We start from the raw sequence: 20,951 nt of genomic DNA, 5'->3' as shown, positions 1-20,951 counted from the left end.
CTTTTTTTTTGAAAACATATTGACGAAAGCGCTGTCATGAAATAGAATGAAAGCGCATTAAAAAAACTGAATCCGCGGGATTGTGACTGGTAATGCAGGCAAGACCTAAAATTTGCGTACATGAAAAAGGGATCATGCTGACCTTTTTCGTTGGCGAATTTTAGGTCTTTTTTGATTTTAGAAAGGGGGATACATAATGAATTATCAAGAAACGGCAAAACAGCTTATCAAACATATCGGAGGGGAATCAAATATCATCAGCGCGACACATTGCGCGACGCGGCTCAGGCTCGTCATTCAAGATGAACAGAAGATCAGCCAGGCCGGCATTGAAGAAATAGAAGGCGTAAAAGGGGCTTTCAGCAGCTCGGGGCAATATCAGATTATATTCGGCACCGGCCTCGTGAATAAAGTGTATGACGCTTTTTCAAAAGAAGCCGATTTGGGGCGGGAAGATCGTGAGACACATCAGGACGCAGCGAAAAAAAAGCTGAATCCGGCCGCAAGATTTGCGAAGACACTGTCTAATATATTCGTTCCCATCATTCCGGCTATCGTGGCAAGCGGACTTTTAATGGGGCTGCTCGGCATGATGAAGGCTTTTCACTGGGTGTCTGAACAATCATCGCTGTTTAAGCTTTTAGACATGTTTTCAAGTGCGGCGTTTATCTTCCTGCCCGTATACATCGGGTTCAGCGCGGCGAAGGAATTCGGAGGTAATGCCTATCTCGGTGCCGTGCTCGGGGGAATTATGATCCATCCGGCGCTTTTGAATCCGTGGGGGCTTGCGGATGCATCACCTGATTTTATGCAGCTCTTCGGCTTCGACATTGCGCTGCTCGGCTACCAAGGGACGGTCATCCCCGTACTGTTAGCCGTTTACATTATGAGCAAAGTGGAAAAGGGCACGAGAAAAATTGTGCCTCACGCATTCGATTTATTGGTCACGCCGTTTGTCACGGTGATTGTCACAGGATTTATTACCTTTATCGCAATCGGTCCGCTTGGCAGGGCGATCGGATCAGGCATTACCGTCTCGCTGACATATGTGTATGATCATGCGGGAATTGTTGCCGGACTGCTTTTCGGCGGTCTTTATCCGCTTATTGTGCTTACCGGTGTGCATCACAGCTTTCATGCGATTGAGGCCGGCCTCATCGCTGATTTGGGCAGAAACTATATCCTTCCTATCTGGTCGATGGCGAATGTCGCTCAGGGTGCGGCGGGACTGGCTGTATTTTTCCTGACGAAAAAAGCGAAAATGAAAGAAATCGCTCTGCCTGCCGCATTTTCCGCTTTTCTCGGCGTAACCGAACCAGTCATTTTCGGTGTGAACCTAAGATACCGTAAGCCGTTTATCGCGGGAATGATCGGCGGAGCGCTGGGAGGAGCCTATGTCGTGGTGACCGGTGTCGCCGCCAATGCCTACGGTCTGACCGGAATTCCGATGATTGCCATCACGGCTCCGCTCGGTTTAGGAAATCTTATAAACTATCTGATCGGAATGGGCATCGCCTCTGTCTCGGCGTTTATTGCCGCTTACATTATGGGAGCTAAAGAAAAGGAGGCCGTCAAATGAGGACACCGGATCAAGAGCTGCGCCTGCAGGCTGAGGAAGCGAAAAAGAAGCGGGGAGAAACAGCCGCGTCAGATCCATACCGCCAGAACTATCATATTATGCCGCCGGTCGGGCTTTTAAATGATCCGAACGGCGTGATCCAATGGAACGGCGTATATCACTTGTTTTTTCAATGGCAGCCATTTCATACGGGGCACGGCGCGAAATTTTGGGCGCATGTGACGACGAAGGATTTCGTTGAGTGGAAAGAGGAAGAAATCGCGCTTGCGCCGGGTGAGTGGTATGACAAAAACGGCTGTTATTCCGGAAGCGCCATCGAAAAAGACGGGCGGCTCTGCCTGATGTACACAGGCAATGTCCGTGACGGAGAAGGCAATCGGGAAACGTATCAATGCCTCGCCGTATCTGAAGACGGGATCGTATTTGAAAAAAAAGGAGTCGTCGCGCGTCTCCCGGAAGGCTATACCGCTCATTTCCGTGATCCGAAGGTTTGGAAGAAAGGCGGAACGTATTACATGGTGCTCGGCGCGCAGACAGAAAAGCTCACCGGAAGCGCTGTATTGTTCACATCAGAGAACTTGACGGATTGGACGTTTCTCGGTGCGATTGCGGGGGCGGACTCCGGCGGTCTCGGATCATTCGGCTATATGTGGGAATGTCCCGACCTGTTTTCCCTTGACGGAACCGACGTGCTGCTCGTATGTCCGCAGGGGCTTGAAGCCGACGGGATAAAATATCATAACAGCCACCAGGCGGGCTATTTCCTCGGCAGGCTGCATACAGAGCCGCCAGAGTTTAAGCATGGTGAATTTACGGAGCTTGACAGAGGATTTGATTTTTATGCGGCGCAGACGCTGGAAGATGATAAGGGACGGAGAATTCTGTTCGCGTGGATGGGCGTTCCGGATCAGCATGAGGACAAACATCCGACACATGCGTATCACTGGATTCACTGCTTAACGATGCCGAGACAGCTGTCACTGTCCAACGGCAGAATCATACAGCGCCCGCTCCCGGAAATGAAATCACGCCGCACGGATGAACAAAAGCGCCGGCTTCAATTGAATTGCTCGTCTGTAAGCCTCCCGGTGAAAGATGCATCCCGGGCTGAAGTGCTGCTGGAAGACATCACTTGCGAATCCGGTTTTGAAATCTCAATTCGGGGCGCAGCCCGGTTTATATTTCATCAGGAAGAGGGGCTGGCTGTGCTGGAGCGCACTGCTTTCAGCGGAGAAGAAAAAGAAACGAGAAGCTGCGCCATTAGCGAGGTGCATTCCGTGCAGCTCTTTCTGGATGCATCCTCGATTGAATTGTTTTTGAATGATGGAGAAGAGGTATTCAGCGCCAGATATTTTCCTTTCCCGGGAAATGATGACGTAACCGTCACTTCGGTAGGAAAAACGGAAATAAATGGATCAATTTGGACACTTTTGTAGAAAATCGTTCTTTTTTCTTATGTGAAACCTATGCCATCTGTGCTATTCTTCAAACGAAAGCCTATGATTCCAGGAATAAAAGGAGTTGTTTTCTCAGTTTTGAAAAATCAGAAGATGACGCCGAAATGTTTACTTGTCAAAGCCGCAGAGCAAGTGGAAGATAAGCGGGAAGAATATAAAGAAGTATTGCTTCAGCTGAATCGCATGCTCAAGAGAGCTGAGCCGCACAATGAATGGAGTGATCGGCTAATGCATACATATGAACAGATGAAGGAATATGCGCTGTTTGTGCAGTCTATTGAGATGTTTTTGCGGTCATCCGCGAAAAAAATGAAATAATCCCCCTCGATCATGAGGGGGATATTTATTTTATTTTCCGCTAAGGCGCATCGCCGAATGTTTAGTCGGTCCGATGTATTGGTTCAGCGGGAAGGATTCTTTGATTGCCGCGGTTATAAATTCTTTTGCCGCATAGATGGCTTCCTTCACTTCAGCGCCTTTGGCCAGTTCTGCCGTCACGGCGGCGGAGAATGTGCATCCGGCTCCGTGTGTGTAAGGTGTATCAATCATTTCGCTTTCTAATACTTCCGCGGTTTCTCCGTCATACAGCACGTCGATCGCTTTTTCATGTTTCAATTTGCCTCCGCCTGTAATCAATACATATTTCGCGCCGAGTTCGTGAATTTTCTTTGCCGCTTCTTTCATGTCTTCCACTGTTTTTAATACATCCATACCGCTCAGCTGGCTTGCTTCAAACAGGTTTGGCGTGATGACGGTTGCCAGAGGCGCCAATTGGGTGCGAAGCGCTTCGGCATGCTCCGGATACAGCACTTCGTTCGCTCCTTTGCAGACCATGACAGGATCGATAACGACATTCTTCAGCTGTTTTTCTTTAATCGTTTTCGCCGCAAGCTCTATGATCTCCACGGTAGGGAGCATTCCCGTTTTCATGGCGTCTACGCCGATTCCGTCAACAATCGTCGCCAGCTGTGCGCGAATCGTATCGGCATCGATCGGAAATACTTGATGATCCCAGCTGTTCTCCGGGTCCATCGCTACGATCACGGTCAAAGCCGTCATTCCGTATACGTTTTTTTCTTGAAATGTTTTTAAATCGGCCTGAATTCCCGCGCCGCCGCTGGAATCAGAACCGGCAATAGTAAGTGCTTTGTGCATTGACATATCAATGGCCTCCATCAGTGTTTTATATCTCATTATAGTTAGATTTTCTCCCGATCACAATACGGAAGGCTTGGAGGAATGATTTGACAGCCGCGGGGGCTGTGCGTACAATACCTACATAAGAATACTAGGTAAGGGTGAGAAAATAAATGCTCAACAGGGAGCTTGTAAAGGGAAGCACGGTCATTCTGGTGCTGACGCTGCTGAATGAACGGCCCATGTACGGGTATGAACTTGTGAAAGAAATGGAGAAAAGAAGCGGGAATGAACTGCAAATGAAGGAAGGCACGCTGTACCCATCGCTTCATAAGCTTGAACGCCAAAGCTATATTTCTTCTTACTGGGAAAAGCAGACCAAAGGGCCGGACCGAAAATATTACCGGATCACCGATGAAGGAAAGACCATTCTAGCCGAACGGACGAAGGAATGGAATCTGTTCTCTGCTCTGATGGACCGGATGCTGAAGCGGGGCGGGCAGAATGGATAAGGACCTTTATGTGCAGGAAATCAGAAAAGGGCTGGAAGGCAAGGCCGGAAGCCGTGAATTATTAAAGGAAATCGAAAGTCATATTCATCATGCCATTTGTGATCATCTGAAAAAGGCAAAACCGAAAGCGAAGCGATGGCGCTTATTCTGCGGGAAGTGGGGACTCCGTCTGAAATTATCTCTGCTTTTCAAAAAGCTTCGGCGGTGCCCGCGCGGACTTTTATGCTCTTTTATCTGTTCTGCAACTGCGGTCTTTTTGTGATGGGGGCGATGATTACGATGATGCACGCGTGGCGGATTCATCCCGCTGTTGACGCGCTGTGGAAAGGGATTTCCGTGTCAGTATGGCTGATTATGATCAGTTATGTGCTGTATTGGTTCCAAATCGGCTATCAAGCTGGCAAAGAGTTCGGGGCTGGCGGCAAAAAGCTTGCTGAGCGGACGGTATGGGCTTCAATGGTGCCGAATCTATGTTTTATGTTTGTCTTTTTGTTCAATCTGGTTCCGGCTGGGCTGTTTCCTTCGGCGGTCACACCGAGTTTTGCGGCAGTATGCGCCGTTGTGACGGTATGTTTTCCGTTTTGCGGCAAAATAGGTTTTTACGCAGGCAGGCAGAGGCTTGCCTGATCTTTTTCACTATATACATAGGGAATCTATATAGGGGTGTTAAAATGAGATTAGGTTCGTGGATGTACGGCGCGTGCGCCCAAATAGCCGTTACCGTATTTACCGTCTGCGGCTTGGTTCTTGCATTGCCCGTTGTGAGTCTTTTTATTATGGTTCTGAATGGGATGCAAGATGCTATATTTGTTGTTTTCAGTATTTTGCTTCTTCTATTGTTTTATGCGCTGGGATGGATTTGGGCCGTTTCGTTTGCGCGTGAGTGGAAGGTGAAACTTTTCGAGATGCAGATCAGTTCGCTCATTCCGCTGGCGGGTATATTATACTTGTACATTGACAGCGGGGTGAGTATACCGGAACTGATTCATGATTGGGATGAGGATGGATGTGCGCTTGTCCCGCCGGCTTTTGTCTGTTTGTGCACATGCTATGCGATGGTGTTGGTGCCTGTTTATCAATCAAAACTTTGGAACGCCATGGAGGCGGGCAGGTTTAATGCCAAGGCGGTATGCACTGTTTGGGAAGACCTTCTGATCATTCTCGTTTTGCTGGCGGGTATGACCTGGATTTGTTTCTGAATGGGCCGAAATCAAAAATCCCCCCTGATCTCTCCGCCGCTTTATGTTTTAATAGAACATGAGAAAAAGCAGAAGGAGCGGGTCATGAATATATCAATTGTTATAGTCACGTATAACCGGATTCCGGCTTTGTGTGAGCTGCTGGAGTCGATTTCCATGCAGACCATAAAGCCTTATGAAGTGATCATTGTAAATGATGCCGGGGAATCGGTCGAACAAGCGAAGCAGCTGTACAGCGATCTGCCGATTCAGATTATTGATTTAGAACAGAATGCCGGACATGTGGAAGCGCGGAACGCAGGTGTGAAAAAAGCGTCGGGTGATTATATCATGCTGTGCGATGATGATGATTTCATTACGCCGGGCCATTTGGAAAGAATGGCGGCTGCACTTGCTGATGCGGATTTTGTCCATTCTGACGCGGAAATTGTGTCATTTGAAGAACGGGGCGGCACGAGATATCCGATGTCACGGAAGCCGTTCGCCTATACGGCGGATTATGCGGATATGCGGGTATTTTCCACGTACGTTCCGTCAGGCAGCATGTACAGGCGTTCTCTGCATGACACGTTAGGGTATTTTGATCCGGATGTCCATAATTATTGGGACTGGGACTTTTATTTGCGCGCCGCGAAACAGCACCGCGTGAAGCGTGTTCCTTGCGCGAGCGTCATATATGCGTTTTTTGAGGGAGGCGGCAATCAGTCCGCGGATCTCGGCGGCAAACGGAAGCGGTACTTAGACCGGTTAAGCGAAAAGCACGGGCTTGGGGAGCTCCCGACGAAAAACTTCGCGGTTCTTCTTGAAGAGCCGGACATGAAGAGGCGGGAGGCGCCGACTGACATTGTGTGGGACGGAAAGCCCGTCCATTCAAGACTGCACAGTTCATAAGGGGGACGGACAGTTTGAAACAGCTTTTAAAAGACAGCTGGTGGAATCAGCTGAAAGATGAATTTGACAAACCGTATTATCAAGAGCTGAGAGAAATGCTGAAACAAGAATACAGCAGCCAAACGATTTATCCTGACAGCCATGATATTTTTAACGCCTTGCATTATACGCCCTATGAGGATGTAAAAGCGGTCATTCTCGGACAGGACCCGTATCACGGGCCAGGACAGGCGCACGGGCTTAGTTTTTCCGTTCAGCCCGGGGTCAGACAGCCGCCGTCTTTGAAAAATATTTTCATAGAGCTTCAGGACGATATCGGCTGCTCCGTACCGAACCACGGATCGCTCGTCAGCTGGGCGAAGCAGGGAGTGCTTTTGTTAAACACAGTGCTTACGGTTCGCCGCGGTCAGGCCAACTCCCACAAAGGCAAGGGATGGGAGCGGCTCACTGACCGCATCATTGATGTGGTGAATGAAAGAGAGAAGCCGATTGTCTTTATCCTATGGGGGCGTCACGCGCAGATGAAAAAAGAGCGCATTGACACATCGAAACACATTATTATTGAATCGACTCATCCGAGCCCGTTTTCGGCAAGGAACGGTTTTTTCGGGAGCAGACCGTTTTCCCGTACAAACGCCGCCCTTGAAAAAATGGGGGAGCAGCCGATCGATTGGTGCATCCCCGACCTGCCGCAATAAACGTTTTTTTGAGGCGCTTCCGCCCGGCGGAAGCGTCTTTTTTGACGTTCAGGGCGATATGCCGTCAGAAAAAATAACAAACTCAATTCTGCGATTCGCTCAGAAATTTGATAAAATGCAGGAAGAAGACAAATTACTGCTGGAGGATTTACTCATGAACATACATATCTCTGCTTTGATTCAGAAGATGGAAGAAGAACTGAGGCAGGCGAAAACGGCGGCCCGCACCGAGGAGGTCAAAATGCACGCGGCCGCCATCCGCTCTCTGTGTGATGTCGTGCTCGGCACTCAGACGCACACCGATCCGGCGCCTGTGCAGAATCCGATTCCGAAAGCGGCGCCGAAACCTTCCGCGTCTCCTTCGACAGACCCGCTGCTGCTTGAAAAAATGATGGGCAGCGCCGGGCTGAACCAATATCAGAAAAAAGCGAAAGACGAACGTGAGGAAGACGGAAACGGGGATTCCATTTTCGATTTTTAACAGGAGAGGTTGATTGACTTGAAACTGATACTCGGGGGTTTGCAATGGACGGCATTTATGATTGCGGCTGCGATTGTAGTTCCTGTCGCCATCGCACAATCATTTCACTTGAACCATGCCGATTCTGCCGCATTGATTCAGAGCACATTTTTTGTGCTTGGCGTCGCCGCGGTCATCCAATGTCTCCAGGGACATCGTCTGCCGATTAATGAAAGCCCGGCAGGCTTATGGTGGGGCGTATACACGATTTACGGCGGACTGACGGGCACGGTGTTTGTGACATTCGGCGAGACGCTGCGGGCGCTGCAGGGGGCGCTGTTATTAAGCGCTGTCTTTTTCTTTTTGTTCAGCCTTTTTAAAGTGATTGAACGGCTGGCCGTGCTGTTTACGCCGGTTGTGACTGGTGTGTATCTGCTGCTGTTGGTCATGCAGCTGAGTCAGCCGATTGTGAAAGGCCTTTTGGGCATCGGCTATTTAAAAAACAGCGTCGACGGCCTTGTATTCGGGCTCGCCATGGTTGTGACGGCGGCGATGTTCATCATGTCCCGATCGAATGTTACGTTCTTAAGACAGTATGCGATTCTCCTTTCGCTTGCCGGCGGATGGATCTTATTCGCCGTCTTCGGCGCAGCCAAACCGATTCAAATACCGGACCGCGTGATTCAGCTGCCGGCTCTTTTTCCGTTTGGAAAACCCGTGTTTGACAGCGGCCTGATCATTACGTCACTCTTCATTACCGTTCTTTTGATTGTCAACATGCTCGCGAGCATACGGGTTGTAGAAGCGGCGGTGAAAAAATTCGGCGGCACCGTTGGAAAGCGGCGTGAGCGTCCGGCAGGGTTTGCGGCTTCGATCAGCCACCTTTTGAGCGGGCTGTCAGGAGGCATTGCGCCTGTGCCGATTTCAGGGGCGGCCGGTTTTATTGAGACGACGAAGCTTCCTTCGAAAAAGCCGTTTCTTTTGGGAAGTGTATTTGTCATGATCATCAGTATGATCCCGCTATTTATGAATGCGTTCGCGAGTCTGCCCTCACCGGTCGGATTTGCGGTAAACTTCGTCGTTTTCTCCACGATGGCGGGTCTTGCCTTTACAGAGTTTGACTCTTATGAGAAAGCGGAGCAAAAACGAATCCGCTCCATTATCGGTCTGGCGCTCCTGACGGGGGTCGGCGTAATGTTTGTGCCGGAGAGCGCGTTATCAGGGATGCACCCGATCCTGATTTCGCTCTTAAGCAACGGTCTTGTGCTCGGGACGCTGCTGGCGATAGCGATTGACCGAATCCAGCTTATCAAAAAGAAAAAATCCGACAATCTCGTGTCATCGCACGGCGGACGTTGAATTTTGCCGATGTTGGGTTATGATTGAATTGGAAACTTTAACGAAAAGGCGGGAGAAAAATAGATGAAAGTGTTTATTATTCTTGGTGCGATTAACGCTTTATTGGCCGTGGCGCTGGGCGCTTTCGGCGCGCATGGGCTTGAAGGGAAAATCCCCGATAAATATTTGCAGGTGTGGCACACAGGCGTGCAATATCATATGTATCACGCGCTCGGTCTTCTGGCTGTCGCGTTTTTGGCCGAAAAGCTTTCTGGCGCAGGCAGTGTTTCTGTTGCGGGCTGGCTGATGTTTGCGGGCATCGTTCTGTTTTCAGGAAGCCTGTACGTATTGAGCGTGACGCAGATTTCCATTCTCGGCGCGATTACACCGCTCGGCGGCGTGGCGTTTATCATCTCTTGGATTATGATTATCGTCGCGGCCGTCAAATATTTATAAAGAAAAAAAGCCAATCCTCTGTCAAGTGAGCGATTGGCTTTTTGATTTATCTCGGCGAATAAGAAGACATGGAGTACGGATAAGTATAAGCGATTTCCTCATCAAACGTGATGTAATCAAGGTAAATGGTCAGAAGCAGATAGCGGGTGCCCGTTTTCGGATCGCTGATGATGATATGGTCACGTCCCGCTGCCTGAATCACACCGCGGAAAATCTTTGAATTCCATTCTTTGCTGTTTTCAAATGTCATATAAATCGTCGCCGTTTTGCCCCGGTTCAACCGCAGAATATTTTCAATGTATGACTCTTCAATCGGCAGCATGCCGGGAACGTTTTGTGACGATGATGGACCTGACGGGATTTGAAAGCTGCCGCCGCCCTGCTGCTGCGGCTGACCGGGGAACCCCCCGCCGAAGCTCTGCTGGCCTTGCTGCATCGGCATTGTCATTTGCTGCTGCATCGGCATCATCTGTGATCCTTGGCCCTGTGGCTGCGGATAAGGATTAGGCCCGAGCTGCGGCTGGTATCCTTGCATATCCATTCCCATCCCCATCCCTTGCATTTGCTGATATTGATTCTTTTTCGGTTTCATATTGTTCCTCCTTTGATGAAAACCTCTTGATGCTGAAACCTCCTGAAAAGTATCAGACAGCCGACAGAGAGGCTGCTGTTTTTATCTATTCCACCATATGAGCCCAAAGAAAGATTTATGCGGAAAAAGAAAATACGCTCCAATAAGTCCGGACATCAGAGCCGGCTTTTTTTGTGCGCGCAATGCTGACTTTTCACATAATAGTCTGTATTCCTAGCGCATCTTCCGCATAAGGAACATATGATAGCGGTAGTTTCAGGTGCGAAAAGGGGGTGACGAGTTGCCTAAAGTGTCAGTGATCATGACGAGCTATAACAAAAGTGACTATGTGGCCCGCTCTATTAAAAGTATTCTGTCTCAGACGTTTACGGACTTTGAGCTGTTCATTATGGATGACAACTCAAATGAAGCGACATTGGCGGAAATACGTCCTTTTCTCACGGATGACCGCGTCCGGTTTTATCAAAGCGATGTATCGGGCGTCAAAGAAAGAACGGAAAAAACACGCTACGCCGCCTTGATTAATCAGGCAATAGAAATGGCGGAGGGCGAGTACGTGACATATGCGACCGACGACAACACGTATGTGCCGGAACGGCTTGAGAAAATGGTGAAAGAGCTTGATGAAGACCCGGAAAAAGCCGTCGTGTATTCAAGTTCCAAAACCTATCATCTGAATCAGCGGAAAGAGACGGTGAAGGAGACGGCCAGGCCCGCCGAACGGATCGTGTGGAACGCGCCGTGCGCCATTGACCATTGTTCGGTCATGCACCGGTTTTCCGTGCTGGAACAGGTCAAATCGGCATTCGGTTCCTATTGGGATGAAAGCCCCGCGTTTTACCGGATCGGTGACGCCCGTTTCTTCTGGAGAGTGAATCATTTTTATCCGTTTTACCCGATTTCTGAGGAGCTTGATATCAATTATATTACCGATCAATCCATCCATTATCAGCTTTTCGCGGCGGAGAAAAACGAGTTTGTGAACAGCCTTCCGCGGCAGACCACGTGCCGGGAGCTGAGGGAATCATTAAAAAAGCTTGGAAAGGGGTGAGGGCTTGTCGGCATACTTAGCGAATTATTGGGTGCTGTACCGGCAGTATATTGACCTTTTTCAGTCACTTCGCTACAAAGACATCCCGCTCGCATTGATCAGTAATTTTTATCAATATATCAGTCCGGCGCTTCGGGAGAGCATGGAGCAGAACCCAGAGCTTTTCGGTCCGGCTGATCAGCATATTCCTGAAGCCGGTATACAGCCATATTATGATCAAAAAAGGCAAAACATTAAGAAAACAGATGAGAAACCGGTAAACGGAAAAGTCATTCTGCATTTCGATCATCTTCGGTTCACCGAGGGAAATTACCGGCAGTTTGATCCGGCAAAAACAGCGGTACTGGCCAGATGGAGTCTGCCTGACCATTACGGGCTGCCCGTTATCTGCAAATTGGAGCTGACGGGAATGGGGCAAAAAGGGAACCCCGTCCCTTATATTGAAAAAGCCCATTCCATTTTGAAAGAGCTTCACAGCCATCCCGCTTTCGGAAACAGAGAATTTCAGGAACGTTTGTATAAAGACATTCCATTATTTATTGAAGCGATTGATGCCGTTGATATTTTGTTTACGGCCGAGAAGATTTCCGCCGTTGTAGTCGGCACGACGGAGGATATTTACAGCCGTGTGCTGGCGCTGATGTCCGCGAAAAAAAACGCCGTCAGCATCTGTCTGCAGCACGGAGCGCTCATGGGAGATGAAGCGTTTCTGCCCGTATTTACGGACTATCAGGCTGTATTCGGGGCTTATGAAGCGGAGTGGTATAAAGCAAAAGGCTGCAGGGATGAACAAATCATCATCACGGGGCATCCCCGTTTCGACGAGATTTTCTCAAGAGAACCGATAGATCAGGATACGTTTTACCGCAAACTTTCTTTTCTCCCGTCACAGCGGACGGTGCTGATCGCCACGCAGCCGTTTTCTGATGAATTTTATACGGGAGTGCTTGAAGAGCTTGTCGGCCAAAAGAACATGCAGCTCATTATTAAACCGCATCCGTGGGAAATCGGCAAAAACAAGCTGGATGCTTACAATCAGGTGCTGCGGAAATATAAAGCAGGAAAAATCATCAAAAAAGAGATGGAGCTGTATGACATTCTCCCGTATGTTGACGCTGCGGTGACTCAGACATCAACGGTCGGTCTTGAAGCGATGCTGTTTCAAAAGCCCGTGCTAATCGGAAAATCAGCGGGAACCCACAGATACCCTTATTATCACTCACTTGGAGCATTTGTCTTTGAGGACCCGCAGGCACTCGCTCAGGAATTAATCCGGATATGCGAAAGCCCCGCAGAATATCAAAAAGCGGAACAGGCGCGCCGTGCTTTTGTCGCCGCGAACTACCCGGTTCAGGATTCGCTTGCCGCTTTATGCCAAGTGCTTCAGGAAAAAACCGGAGTCAGCTTCAGACGGGTTGACCCTTCATAAAAAAGATAGGAGCGCAAAGAAAATGGTGCAAAAAAGATCAGCTTTTCTTCCCTATTCATTGCCCATGATCGGGAAGGACGAAATTCAGGAGGTTATTGATACGCTTGAATCGGGCTGGCTTTCAAAGGGACCGAAAGTAGAGGCGTTTGAAAAAGCCTTTGCTGCCTGGACGGGAGCAAAGCACGCGATCGCGCTGAACTCATGTACCGCCGCTTTGTTTTTGGCCCTGAAAGCGAAAGGGATCGGTCCCGGCGACGAGGTCATCACGTCTGCCGTGACGTTCAGTTCAACAGCCAATACAATCGTGCACACAGGCGCCGTTCCGGTGTTTGTTGACATCGATCCGCTTACGCTGAATGCGGACCCTGAAAAAATTGAGGCGGCCGTCACCCCGCGGACAAAAGCGATTGTACCCGTTCATTTCGCCGGCCAGTCGTGTGATATGGATCGGATTCTGGCCATCGCCGAAAAGTATCAGCTGTTTGTCTTAGAGGATGCCGCACATGCCGTGTATACCACTTATAAACAGAAAATGATCGGATCAATCGGTGATGCGACGGCATTCAGCTTCTACGCGACAAAAAACCTGGCAACCGGTGAAGGCGGCATGCTGACGACGGACGATGACGGGCTTGCCGATCAGATCAGGGTGCTCAGTCTTCACGGCATGAGCAAAGGCGCTTGGAACCGCTATTCTTCAAACGGAAGCTGGTACTACGAGGTCGAAACGCCCGGCTATAAAATGAATATGTTTGATCTTCAGGCAGCGCTTGGGCTTCATCAGCTGAAACGGATTGACAGCATGCAGCAAAGAAGAGCCGACATTGCGAGCCGCTACCAGGACGCCTTCAGACACATGAAAGGGCTGACCATCCCGCATGTCAGTGATGACGGGCGGCATGCATGGCATCTGTATGTTCTTCAAATAGAGGAGCAGGAGGCCGGGATCAGCCGGAACGATCTGATTTCCGCTTTAAAAGACCAATATAATATCGGCACAAGTGTTCATTTTATTCCGGTTCCGTTCCATCCGTATTATCAAAAAACGTACGGATATAAGGAAACTGACTTTCCGGCCGCGGCAGCGTATTATCACCGCACCGTGTCACTCCCTCTTTATCCGTCAATGACAGATGACGACGTTGAATACGTCATTGCAGCCGTTACCGATATCGTCAAAGGGGCTGATTAGGTGTACAGACTGAGGGAAAATCTTGCGCAGGACATGATTCATGCCTTCCTGCATCAGAAGGGCATCCAGCCGGAAGCCTATGAATCGTCGCTCTGTTTATTGGAAGAAAACAGCCTTCAAGGCGTGATTTTATATGAAAACTCTTCGTGGGAAAGTCAATTGTTCCGAAAAAATATCATCAATGTGAAGCTTGCAGCCGCAAACAGTACCGGACAGCTCAAAAGGCTGTTTCAGGAATTTTACGCGGCAAGGCGGGCGGCCGGCACTGATTTTATATTTATTAAAATACCGGCTGAAGATATCGGGGCGATGCAGGTCGTTCAGCAGCTTCCGAACGCTTATTTTGTAGGGAGTCTGCTCAAACTCGTCAGCCCGGTGCGTGTATATAACAGCACGCCGCCATTTGAGATTACAGAAGCCGGACCCGGCGACACGGAAGCGATCAGCCGGCTGGCCCGCGACGCCTTTACAAAAAGCAGGTATTACCAAGACCCCCATCTCAGCTATGAAAGTGCAAACCGCCTGTTTGAAGAGTGGGCGCGGAATAACGCGGAAGGCAGAGCTTCGTTACAATTCGCCGCCACATATAAGGGAGAGACCGTGGGCTTTGTTCAGGGGCTGTCTAAAGGCGATGAATTCGTCCTTGATCTGATGGCGGTAAAGCCGGGATTTGAAGGAAAAGGAGCGGGATTCCATTTAGCGGCGCACGTGATTGAACAATCATTGCGCTTTCAGCATAAGACTGTATCAGCGGGAACGCAGCTCCACAATGTAAGAGCCATCCGCCTGTATGAAAGAATGGGATTTAAAGCGGATGCGTCCTATTACTACTATCATGTGTGGCCCGGGAAGGAGGCGGACTGATGGCATCATGCAAAATCGGAACGAAGTCAATCGGCGAAGGTTCGCCCGTATTCATCATCGCCGAAGCCGGAATTAATCATGACGGAAAACTGAGCCAGGCGTTTGAATTGATAGATGCGGCCAGTGAGGCCGGCGCGGACGCGGTCAAGTTCCAAATGTTTCAGGCTGACAAAATGTATCAGAAAGACCCCGGCTTGTACAAAACCGCTGCGGGAAAAGATGTCTCGATATTTTCTTTGGTGCAATCAATGGAAATGCCCGCTGAGTGGATCGAACCGCTGCTTGAATATTGTAAGAAAAAAGGCGTGCTGTTTTTAAGCACGGTCTGTGACGAAGGCTCTGCCGACTTACTGTATGCGACTTCGCCTTCAGCCTTTAAAATCGCCTCCTACGAGCTGAATCATCTGCCGTTATTGAAATATGTCGCAGGACTGAAGACACCGATTATCTTTTCCACCGCGGGCGCTGATATTTCAGATATTCAGGAGGCTTATCAAACCATTACCGGCGAGGGGAACACAGAAATTGCGATCATGCATTGTGTGGCGAAATATCCTGCGCCGCCTGAATACAGCAATCTGAGCGTCATTCCCATGCTTGCCGCCGCATTCCCGGATGCAGTGATCGGTTTCTCCGATCACAGCGCCCATCCGTATGATGTGCCGTGCGCGGCGGTCAGGCTCGGAGCGAAACTGATTGAAAAGCATTTTACGATCGATAAAAACCTGCCCGGTGCTGATCACTCTTTCGCCCTCAATCCGGATGAATTAAAAGAAATGGTTGCGGCGATCCGCTCGGTTGAAGCGGAGTTGCGGCAAGGGCACCACGCTCCGGTGCCGGAAGTGTTGTCGGGAAGCTCCCATAAAACCACGACACCGATTGAAGGGGATATCAGAAGGTTCGCTTACAGAGGCATTTTTTCAACAGCGCCGATTCAAAAAGGCGAATGTTTTACGGCTGAAAACCTTGCCGTCCTTCGTCCCGGTCAAAAACCGCAGGGGCTCCACCCGAGATATTTTGAGCTTTTAACTGACGGCGCGCGTGCGGTCAGGGATATCCCCGCCGACACGGGCATCACTTGGGATGACCTTTTGACGAAAGGCAGCCCATATGATGACTGACATTTTGTTTATCATTCAGGCGCGGATGGGAAGCGGGCGTCTTCCCGGCAAAGTGCTGAAACCGATCGGCGGGTATACGATCCTCGATATGATTGTCAAAAGGGTTCGGCAAAGCGCGTATTATGATCAATCGCGGGATAATCTGATCGTCGCCTCGTCTGACAGCAAGACCGACGACATTCTGTCTGCGCACTGCCTCAGCAAGAACTACCGTGTGCACCGCGGCAGCGAGCAGCGCGTGCTTGACCGGTTTGCACAAGTCATCGAACAAGTAAAACCGGATATCGCAGTCAGACTGACGGGGGATAACCCGTTTGTCGACTCTTCGCTGCTTGATTTTCTGATTCAATCGCATTTAGACCAGCACGCAGACTACACGTATATTTGCGGTACACCGCTCGGCATCGGCGGCGAGGCGGTAAACGCGCGCCTTTTAACGGAGATCAATGCCGACAAAACGCTGGCGGACAAATATCAGGAGCATATCACGCTTTTAATAAGAGAATCTCCTGAGAAGTACCGGCTTCTCTTTCCTGAGCCCCCGCAGGAACTCCGGGCTCCCCACTTGCGGATGACCGTCGATACCGAAGAGGACTACAGGATGGCCCGCGAGCTGTACGTAAAAGCGGGCTCGCGTCCTGATATTCCGGCAAAAGAATTGATCCATCTGCTGAATCGTGATCCGGAGCTCAGGGCCATTAATCAAATGATCCGGCAAAAAGAGGCTGATTAGCATGCGGGTTTTGATTTTCGCGGACGGGGGCCGTGACATCGGCATGGGGCACGCGGTGCGGATGAAGCTGCTTGCCGGTGCCATTAAGAATAATTGCTCAATAACGTTCTACACAAATAAAGAGGCTTCTTCTTATCTGTCTTCTGATCAATGGGAAGTGATCATCAAGCCTGACAAGGGACAGAAGGAATTTATTGTCCGGGAAATAAACAGGCAGGCTCCTGACCTTCTCATATTCGATCTGCTCGATATACCGTGTGACTGGTTAGAGGAAATCAAAAAGCATTCATCGGCACGCATCGTCTTATTTGAAGAAAAACGGGAACATGTCATTCATATATGCGATGCCGTTATAAACGGCATTTACGGAGGGCTGAAAAGCCGGACGGTTCAAATGGGCAGCGCCGCGGTATATGAAGGCCCGGATTATATCATTCTTCATCCGGGTTTTGAAAAAGCCAAACAGCTTTATCAGCTGAATAAAGAATGCCGTACCATATTGGTCTCATTAGGAGGAAGCGACCCGAAGAAGCTTGTCTTTAAAGTGATGGAAGCATGCCGCCGCATCCCCGCCATTCAGCGAAAACGAGTGATCATCGTCATGGGCGGCGCTGCGCCTCATGCTGATGACGTGCGCGCGCATCTTATACAAATGCCGTATGCCGAGATGGTAAGGCAGACAAATGACATGGCCGCGCTTCTTTCGAGGGCTGATATGGCCGTCGTGTCCGGCGGGATCACTTTATATGAAACCATTTGTACAGGTGTGCCCTGCATCGTACTTTCTCAAGTGGAGCATCAAACTGAGACGGCGGGAAAATTCGCCGCACGGGGGGCCGCCGTTCACCTCGGCCTTGGTGAATGCATATCAGCGGACGTTCTCGCACGGCATATGTCTGACATGGCCGCTGATTATCCTCTGCGGACCGGACTTCATCAAAACGGAAAGCCGCTGGTTGACGGCAGGGGCATCAAACGGGCGGCGGCGATTCTTTATGATTTGTGATAAAACCACACGTAAGGAAGTGTTCATGTGAAAGGTGTTATCTTAGCCGGAGGCACCGGCTCACGCCTTATGCCGCTGACAAAAGCGGTCAATAAGCATTTACTCCCTGTCGGTCCATATCCGATGATTTACTGGTCGATCATGAAGCTGGAAGAAGCGGGGATTACAGATATCTTGCTGATTACGCAAAAAGAATATATTCCGCAATTTCATAAACTTCTCGAAACCGGAGAAGAGCTCGGCGTCTCAATCACATATCAGGTTCAGCCAGCCGCATCCGGCATTTCCGACGGTTTATCATACGCAAAGCGGTTTACCGGGCGCGATCCGTTCGTTCTGCTTTTGGGAGATAATATTTTTGAAGATTCATTAAAACCTTATACGGAGCGTTTCGCAAAGCAGGGAAAAGGAGCAAAAGTGCTGCTGAAAGAAGTGGACGATCCGGAGCGCTTCGGCATCGCCGAGATTGATGAGGAAAACAAACGGATCAAGTCGATCATTGAAAAGCCGGAGCAGCCGCCGACCAGACTATGCGTCACAGGGATCTACATGTACGACGCAGAAGTGTTTTCTTATATTGAACAAATTTCCCCTTCAAAACGCGGCGAACTGGAAATTACGGATGTCAATAATTTATACATTGAACACAGTGAGCTGACGTATGATGTGTTAACGGGCTGGTGGGTGGATGCGGGCACGCATGAATCGCTCTACCTCGCCGGAAGCCTGGCGCATCAGGTATTACAGAAAGGACAGGAGCATTAATCATGCCAAAATCATATTTAATTACAGGGGGCGCTGGATTTATCGGCCTTACCTTCACAAAGATGATGCTGAAAGAAACAGATGCGCAGATTACCGTCCTGGATAATCTCACGTATGCAAGCAGGCCGCTTGAAATAGAAGCCTTAAAAAAGAACGACCGTTTTCGTTTTATCAAAGGTGACATTTCTAAAAAAGAGGACATTGACAAAGTCTTTTCCCAAATGTATGACGCTGTCATTCATTTTGCGGCTGAATCCCATGTGGACAGAAGCATAAATCAGGCAGAGCCGTTCATCACAACAAATGTAATGGGCACATACCGACTGGCGGACGCGGTGTTACAGGGAAAAGCCGGCAGGCTGATTCACATTTCCACAGATGAGGTGTACGGAGATTTGGCGCCGGATGATCCCGCTTTTACAGAGACGACGCCGCTTTCTCCGAACAATCCGTATTCGGCCAGCAAGGCAAGCTCAGACCTGCTCGTCATGTCTTATGTGAGAACCCATAAGCTTCCTGCCATTATTACAAGATGCAGCAACAATTACGGGCCGTACCAGCATCATGAGAAAATGATTCCGACCATTATCAGGCATGCCGTAAACGGCACGCCGGTTCCGCTGTACGGCGACGGATTGCAGATCAGAGACTGGCTGTTTGCCGAAGACCATTGCCGCGCCATTAAGCTCGTCCTGGAAAAAGGAACACTCGGTGACATTTACAATATCGGCGGAGGAAATGAACGGACGAATAAAGAGCTTGCGTCATTTATCATGAAGGAGCTCGGTGTCGAGGAACGGTTTGCTCATGTCGAAGACAGAAAAGGGCATGACCGCCGTTACGCCATCAATGCTTCAAAGCTGAAAAATGAGCTGGGATGGCGGCAGGACGTCACATTTGAAGAAGGAATGAGAAGAACCATTCGCTGGTATACAGACAGCCAAGACTAATCGGAAAGAAGGGGATCCGATTGACGAAGGTATTAGTAACCGGAGCGGCCGGCCAGCTGGGGCGGGAGTTATGCCGCCAGCTGAAGCGGGAAGGGTATGAAGTGATCGCCTTGACAAAAGCGATGATGAACATATCCGACCAGCGTTCGGTGCGGCACTCGTTCAGCCATTACAAGCCGGATATCGTCGTCAATACGGCGGCATACACCTCCGTTGACAAATGTGAAACGGAACTCGACAAAGCGTATTTAATAAACGGAATCGGCGCTTATTATGCCGCGCTTGAGGCTGAAAACACCGGCGCGAAATTCATTCACATCAGCACCGATTACGTCTTCAGCGGCAAAGGAACACGGCCATACCAGACCGATGATCCCGCAGATCCGGGCACGATTTACGGAAAAAGCAAAAAACTCGGCGAAGAACTGATCCGGTTGACGGGAAAAAAACACACCATTATCAGAACATCGTGGGTGTACGGCAGCGGCGGGCACAACTTTGTCAATACGATGCTGAAGCTTGCGGATACACATGATCAGGTTCGTGTCGTTAACGATCAAGTCGGAGCGCCGACGTATACAAAAGATTTAGCCGAAACGGTGATCGGTCTGTTTGACAGGCCGCCGGGCTTATACCACGCCGCAAACAGCGGAGTGTGCAGCTGGTATGAATTCGCCAAGGCTATTTTTGAAGAAAGCGGCAGAACCGCCGCCGTGCTGCCCGTCACGACGGAGGAATACGGAAATGAGACGCCGCGCCCCGCTTATTCGGTGTTGAGTCTTGAGTCGATTGAACGGCAGGGGCTCGGCATGAGGCATTGGCGGGAAGCGCTGCGGGATTATTTACAAGGGGAGGGACAGTGCAAGTGATCGAAGGCGTAAAAATCAAAAAGCTGATCAAACACAGCGATGACCGGGGTTTTTTCTCAGAACTCGTCCGTGACGATGAACATCTCTTAGAGCGTTTCGGGCAGGCTTCCTGGTCCAAAAGCTATCCCGGCGTCATTAAAGCGTTTCACTATCATGAGAAACAGGATGACCTGTGGTTTTTCCCGACAGGCCATGCCCAGGTCGTGCTCCATGACCTTCGCGAAGAGTCGGCAACCAAGGGAGAAACGGATGTCTACTACATGGGAGAAGACAATCCGATGCTCCTTCTCATTCCCAAAGGCGTCGCACACGGGTACAGAGTGCTGGGTGAAACCCCGCTGACCATTATTTATTTCACGACGATGTCCTACAATCCGGATCAGCCTGACGAAAAAAGAATCCCGTGGAATGATGACACCATCGGATTTGATTGGCAGACGGCTCACCGGTAGCGCACAAGACGAAGACAGCGGATGTCTTCGTTTTTTTGTGTTTTGTTGACTTTGATATGAGTGGAGCCAGTGAATAAGATACGACCGCCCACTATATCATGATTGCTGGCCTGAAGGACAATTTCATCAAAAATGTCTTGGAAGATGGCGGTCAGTTAGGGACCTGAAATTTAAGAGATCCTCCCTTTCTTCTCCTATGG

23 protein-coding genes and 1 pseudogene are annotated in these 20,951 nt (G+C 49.8%); 22 read left to right on the top strand and 2 right to left on the bottom strand.

What is annotated here, in order from left to right:
• The first annotated feature begins 196 nt into the window (after positions 1-196).
• The 3 genes from G4O42_RS18385 to G4O42_RS18375 all read left to right on the top strand — a co-directional run bounded on the left by G4O42_RS18385 (position 197) and on the right by G4O42_RS18375 (position 3,354).
• Positions 197-1,579 carry a sucrose-specific PTS transporter subunit IIBC gene (locus tag G4O42_RS18385; protein ID WP_032875772.1) on the top strand — a complete coding sequence of 461 codons (1,383 nt, stop codon included), beginning with the start codon at positions 197-199 and terminating at the stop codon, positions 1,577-1,579.
• Complete coding sequence (locus G4O42_RS18380; protein ID WP_032875773.1) at positions 1,576-3,015, top strand: sucrose-6-phosphate hydrolase; 1,440 nt, start codon at positions 1,576-1,578, stop codon at positions 3,013-3,015. The genes G4O42_RS18385 and G4O42_RS18380 overlap by 4 nt, the downstream gene beginning before the upstream one ends.
• Positions 3,016-3,078: 63 nt before the next feature.
• The gene (locus tag G4O42_RS18375) at positions 3,079-3,354 is read left to right on the top strand and encodes a hypothetical protein (RefSeq protein ID WP_042635591.1); all 276 of its coding nucleotides are present in this window, start codon (positions 3,079-3,081) and stop codon (positions 3,352-3,354) included.
• Positions 3,355-3,384: 30 nt separating this feature from the next.
• Here G4O42_RS18375 and G4O42_RS18370 read toward each other — a convergent pair whose 3' ends face one another.
• Positions 3,385-4,197 (bottom strand): bifunctional hydroxymethylpyrimidine kinase/phosphomethylpyrimidine kinase, encoded by an 813-nt coding sequence (locus tag G4O42_RS18370; RefSeq protein WP_032875776.1) that lies wholly within the window; start codon positions 4,195-4,197, stop codon positions 3,385-3,387.
• A 149-nt stretch (positions 4,198-4,346) separates the two neighbouring features.
• Here G4O42_RS18370 and G4O42_RS18365 point away from each other — a divergent pair, with 149 nt between their 5' ends.
• The 8 genes and pseudogenes from G4O42_RS18365 to G4O42_RS18330 all read left to right on the top strand — a co-directional run bounded on the left by G4O42_RS18365 (position 4,347) and on the right by G4O42_RS18330 (position 9,727).
• Positions 4,347-4,685, top strand: coding sequence for a PadR family transcriptional regulator (locus tag G4O42_RS18365; RefSeq protein WP_007614551.1), 339 nt, complete (start codon positions 4,347-4,349; stop codon positions 4,683-4,685).
• Positions 4,678-5,312: pseudogene (locus G4O42_RS18360) on the top strand (permease prefix domain 1-containing protein). Before G4O42_RS18365 ends, G4O42_RS18360 begins: the two are co-directional and overlap by 8 nt.
• A 44-nt stretch (positions 5,313-5,356) precedes the next feature.
• Positions 5,357-5,884, top strand: a complete 528-nt coding sequence (locus tag G4O42_RS18355) for a hypothetical protein (RefSeq protein WP_032875781.1) — start codon at positions 5,357-5,359, stop codon at positions 5,882-5,884.
• Positions 5,885-5,968: 84 nt separating this feature from the next.
• Entirely contained in the window at positions 5,969-6,775 is an 807-nt protein-coding gene (locus G4O42_RS18350) for a glycosyltransferase family 2 protein (RefSeq protein ID WP_032876926.1), read from the top strand.
• A gap of 14 nt (positions 6,776-6,789) precedes the next feature.
• Positions 6,790-7,473: a uracil-DNA glycosylase gene (locus G4O42_RS18345; protein WP_012118732.1), complete on the top strand. Its 684-nt coding sequence runs from the start codon at positions 6,790-6,792 to the stop codon at positions 7,471-7,473.
• A 58-nt stretch (positions 7,474-7,531) separates the two neighbouring features.
• Positions 7,532-7,954, top strand: coding sequence for a YwdI family protein (locus G4O42_RS18340; RefSeq protein WP_032876928.1), 423 nt, complete (start codon positions 7,532-7,534; stop codon positions 7,952-7,954).
• 18 nt (positions 7,955-7,972) lie between these two features.
• Positions 7,973-9,292 carry a purine/pyrimidine permease gene (locus G4O42_RS18335; protein ID WP_032875783.1) on the top strand — a complete coding sequence of 440 codons (1,320 nt, stop codon included), beginning with the start codon at positions 7,973-7,975 and terminating at the stop codon, positions 9,290-9,292.
• Positions 9,293-9,355: 63 nt separating this feature from the next.
• The gene (locus tag G4O42_RS18330) at positions 9,356-9,727 is read left to right on the top strand and encodes a DUF423 domain-containing protein (protein WP_003150969.1); all 372 of its coding nucleotides are present in this window, start codon (positions 9,356-9,358) and stop codon (positions 9,725-9,727) included.
• 46 nt (positions 9,728-9,773) lie between these two features.
• Here G4O42_RS18330 and gerQ read toward each other — a convergent pair whose 3' ends face one another.
• On the bottom strand, positions 9,774-10,319 hold the full coding sequence (gerQ, locus tag G4O42_RS18325) for a spore coat protein GerQ (protein WP_007614539.1): 546 nt from the start codon (positions 10,317-10,319) through the stop codon (positions 9,774-9,776).
• 280 nt (positions 10,320-10,599) lie between these two features.
• On the opposite strand from gerQ, the gene G4O42_RS18320 reads away from it, so the two are divergent.
• From G4O42_RS18320 to G4O42_RS18270, 11 genes are read left to right on the top strand one after another with little or no spacing between them, the layout of a single operon-like run.
• Positions 10,600-11,370: a glycosyltransferase family 2 protein gene (locus tag G4O42_RS18320; protein WP_032875786.1), complete on the top strand. Its 771-nt coding sequence runs from the start codon at positions 10,600-10,602 to the stop codon at positions 11,368-11,370.
• Between the two features lie 4 nt (positions 11,371-11,374).
• Complete coding sequence (locus tag G4O42_RS18315) at positions 11,375-12,799, top strand: capsular polysaccharide export protein, LipB/KpsS family (RefSeq protein ID WP_032875790.1); 1,425 nt, start codon at positions 11,375-11,377, stop codon at positions 12,797-12,799.
• 22 nt (positions 12,800-12,821) lie between these two features.
• Complete coding sequence (locus tag G4O42_RS18310) at positions 12,822-13,991, top strand: DegT/DnrJ/EryC1/StrS family aminotransferase (protein ID WP_032875793.1); 1,170 nt, start codon at positions 12,822-12,824, stop codon at positions 13,989-13,991.
• Positions 13,992-14,855 carry a GNAT family N-acetyltransferase gene (locus tag G4O42_RS18305; RefSeq protein WP_032875796.1) on the top strand — a complete coding sequence of 288 codons (864 nt, stop codon included), beginning with the start codon at positions 13,992-13,994 and terminating at the stop codon, positions 14,853-14,855.
• Complete coding sequence (locus G4O42_RS18300) at positions 14,855-15,976, top strand: N-acetylneuraminate synthase family protein (RefSeq protein WP_032875799.1); 1,122 nt, start codon at positions 14,855-14,857, stop codon at positions 15,974-15,976. Before G4O42_RS18305 ends, G4O42_RS18300 begins: the two co-directional genes overlap by 1 nt.
• Positions 15,969-16,709, top strand: coding sequence for a cytidylyltransferase domain-containing protein (locus G4O42_RS18295; protein WP_032875802.1), 741 nt, complete (start codon positions 15,969-15,971; stop codon positions 16,707-16,709). The genes G4O42_RS18300 and G4O42_RS18295 overlap by 8 nt, the downstream gene beginning before the upstream one ends.
• 1 nt (position 16,710) lies before the next feature.
• Positions 16,711-17,715, top strand: coding sequence for a PseG/SpsG family protein (locus tag G4O42_RS18290; RefSeq protein ID WP_032875805.1), 1,005 nt, complete (start codon positions 16,711-16,713; stop codon positions 17,713-17,715).
• 27 nt (positions 17,716-17,742) lie between these two features.
• Positions 17,743-18,480: a sugar phosphate nucleotidyltransferase gene (locus tag G4O42_RS18285; RefSeq protein ID WP_032875808.1), complete on the top strand. Its 738-nt coding sequence runs from the start codon at positions 17,743-17,745 to the stop codon at positions 18,478-18,480.
• Positions 18,481-18,482: 2 nt separating this feature from the next.
• The gene (rfbB, locus tag G4O42_RS18280; protein WP_032875811.1) at positions 18,483-19,430 is read left to right on the top strand and encodes a dTDP-glucose 4,6-dehydratase; all 948 of its coding nucleotides are present in this window, start codon (positions 18,483-18,485) and stop codon (positions 19,428-19,430) included.
• Between the two features lie 20 nt (positions 19,431-19,450).
• Complete coding sequence (rfbD, locus tag G4O42_RS18275; RefSeq protein WP_032875814.1) at positions 19,451-20,299, top strand: dTDP-4-dehydrorhamnose reductase; 849 nt, start codon at positions 19,451-19,453, stop codon at positions 20,297-20,299.
• The gene (locus tag G4O42_RS18270) at positions 20,296-20,751 is read left to right on the top strand and encodes a dTDP-4-dehydrorhamnose 3,5-epimerase family protein (RefSeq protein WP_003150986.1); all 456 of its coding nucleotides are present in this window, start codon (positions 20,296-20,298) and stop codon (positions 20,749-20,751) included. Before rfbD ends, G4O42_RS18270 begins: the two co-directional genes overlap by 4 nt.
• Positions 20,752-20,951: the final 200 nt, after the last annotated feature.

It is taken from the genome of Bacillus sp. LUNF1 (assembly GCF_011008975.1).
GTDB classification, from domain to species: domain Bacteria; phylum Bacillota; class Bacilli; order Bacillales; family Bacillaceae; genus Bacillus; species Bacillus velezensis.
This window is presented reverse-complemented; position numbering and strand designations above follow the sequence as displayed.

Coding starts and splice junctions, on each gene's coding strand:
- G4O42_RS18385 (WP_032875772.1), top strand. CDS start 197: ATGAATTATCAAGAAACGGCAAAACAGCTTATCAAACATATCGGAGGG.
- G4O42_RS18380 (WP_032875773.1), top strand. CDS start 1,576: ATGAGGACACCGGATCAAGAGCTGCGCCTGCAGGCTGAGGAAGCGAAA.
- G4O42_RS18375 (WP_042635591.1), top strand. CDS start 3,079: ATGATTCCAGGAATAAAAGGAGTTGTTTTCTCAGTTTTGAAAAATCAG.
- G4O42_RS18370 (WP_032875776.1), bottom strand. CDS start 4,197: ATGTCAATGCACAAAGCACTTACTATTGCCGGTTCTGATTCCAGCGGC.
- G4O42_RS18365 (WP_007614551.1), top strand. CDS start 4,347: ATGCTCAACAGGGAGCTTGTAAAGGGAAGCACGGTCATTCTGGTGCTG.
- G4O42_RS18355 (WP_032875781.1), top strand. CDS start 5,357: ATGAGATTAGGTTCGTGGATGTACGGCGCGTGCGCCCAAATAGCCGTT.
- G4O42_RS18350 (WP_032876926.1), top strand. CDS start 5,969: ATGAATATATCAATTGTTATAGTCACGTATAACCGGATTCCGGCTTTG.
- G4O42_RS18340 (WP_032876928.1), top strand. CDS start 7,532: ATGCCGTCAGAAAAAATAACAAACTCAATTCTGCGATTCGCTCAGAAA.
- G4O42_RS18330 (WP_003150969.1), top strand. CDS start 9,356: ATGAAAGTGTTTATTATTCTTGGTGCGATTAACGCTTTATTGGCCGTG.
- gerQ (WP_007614539.1), bottom strand. CDS start 10,319: ATGAAACCGAAAAAGAATCAATATCAGCAAATGCAAGGGATGGGGATG.
- G4O42_RS18310 (WP_032875793.1), top strand. CDS start 12,822: ATGGTGCAAAAAAGATCAGCTTTTCTTCCCTATTCATTGCCCATGATC.
- G4O42_RS18300 (WP_032875799.1), top strand. CDS start 14,855: ATGGCATCATGCAAAATCGGAACGAAGTCAATCGGCGAAGGTTCGCCC.
- G4O42_RS18295 (WP_032875802.1), top strand. CDS start 15,969: ATGACTGACATTTTGTTTATCATTCAGGCGCGGATGGGAAGCGGGCGT.
- G4O42_RS18290 (WP_032875805.1), top strand. CDS start 16,711: ATGCGGGTTTTGATTTTCGCGGACGGGGGCCGTGACATCGGCATGGGG.
- rfbB (WP_032875811.1), top strand. CDS start 18,483: ATGCCAAAATCATATTTAATTACAGGGGGCGCTGGATTTATCGGCCTT.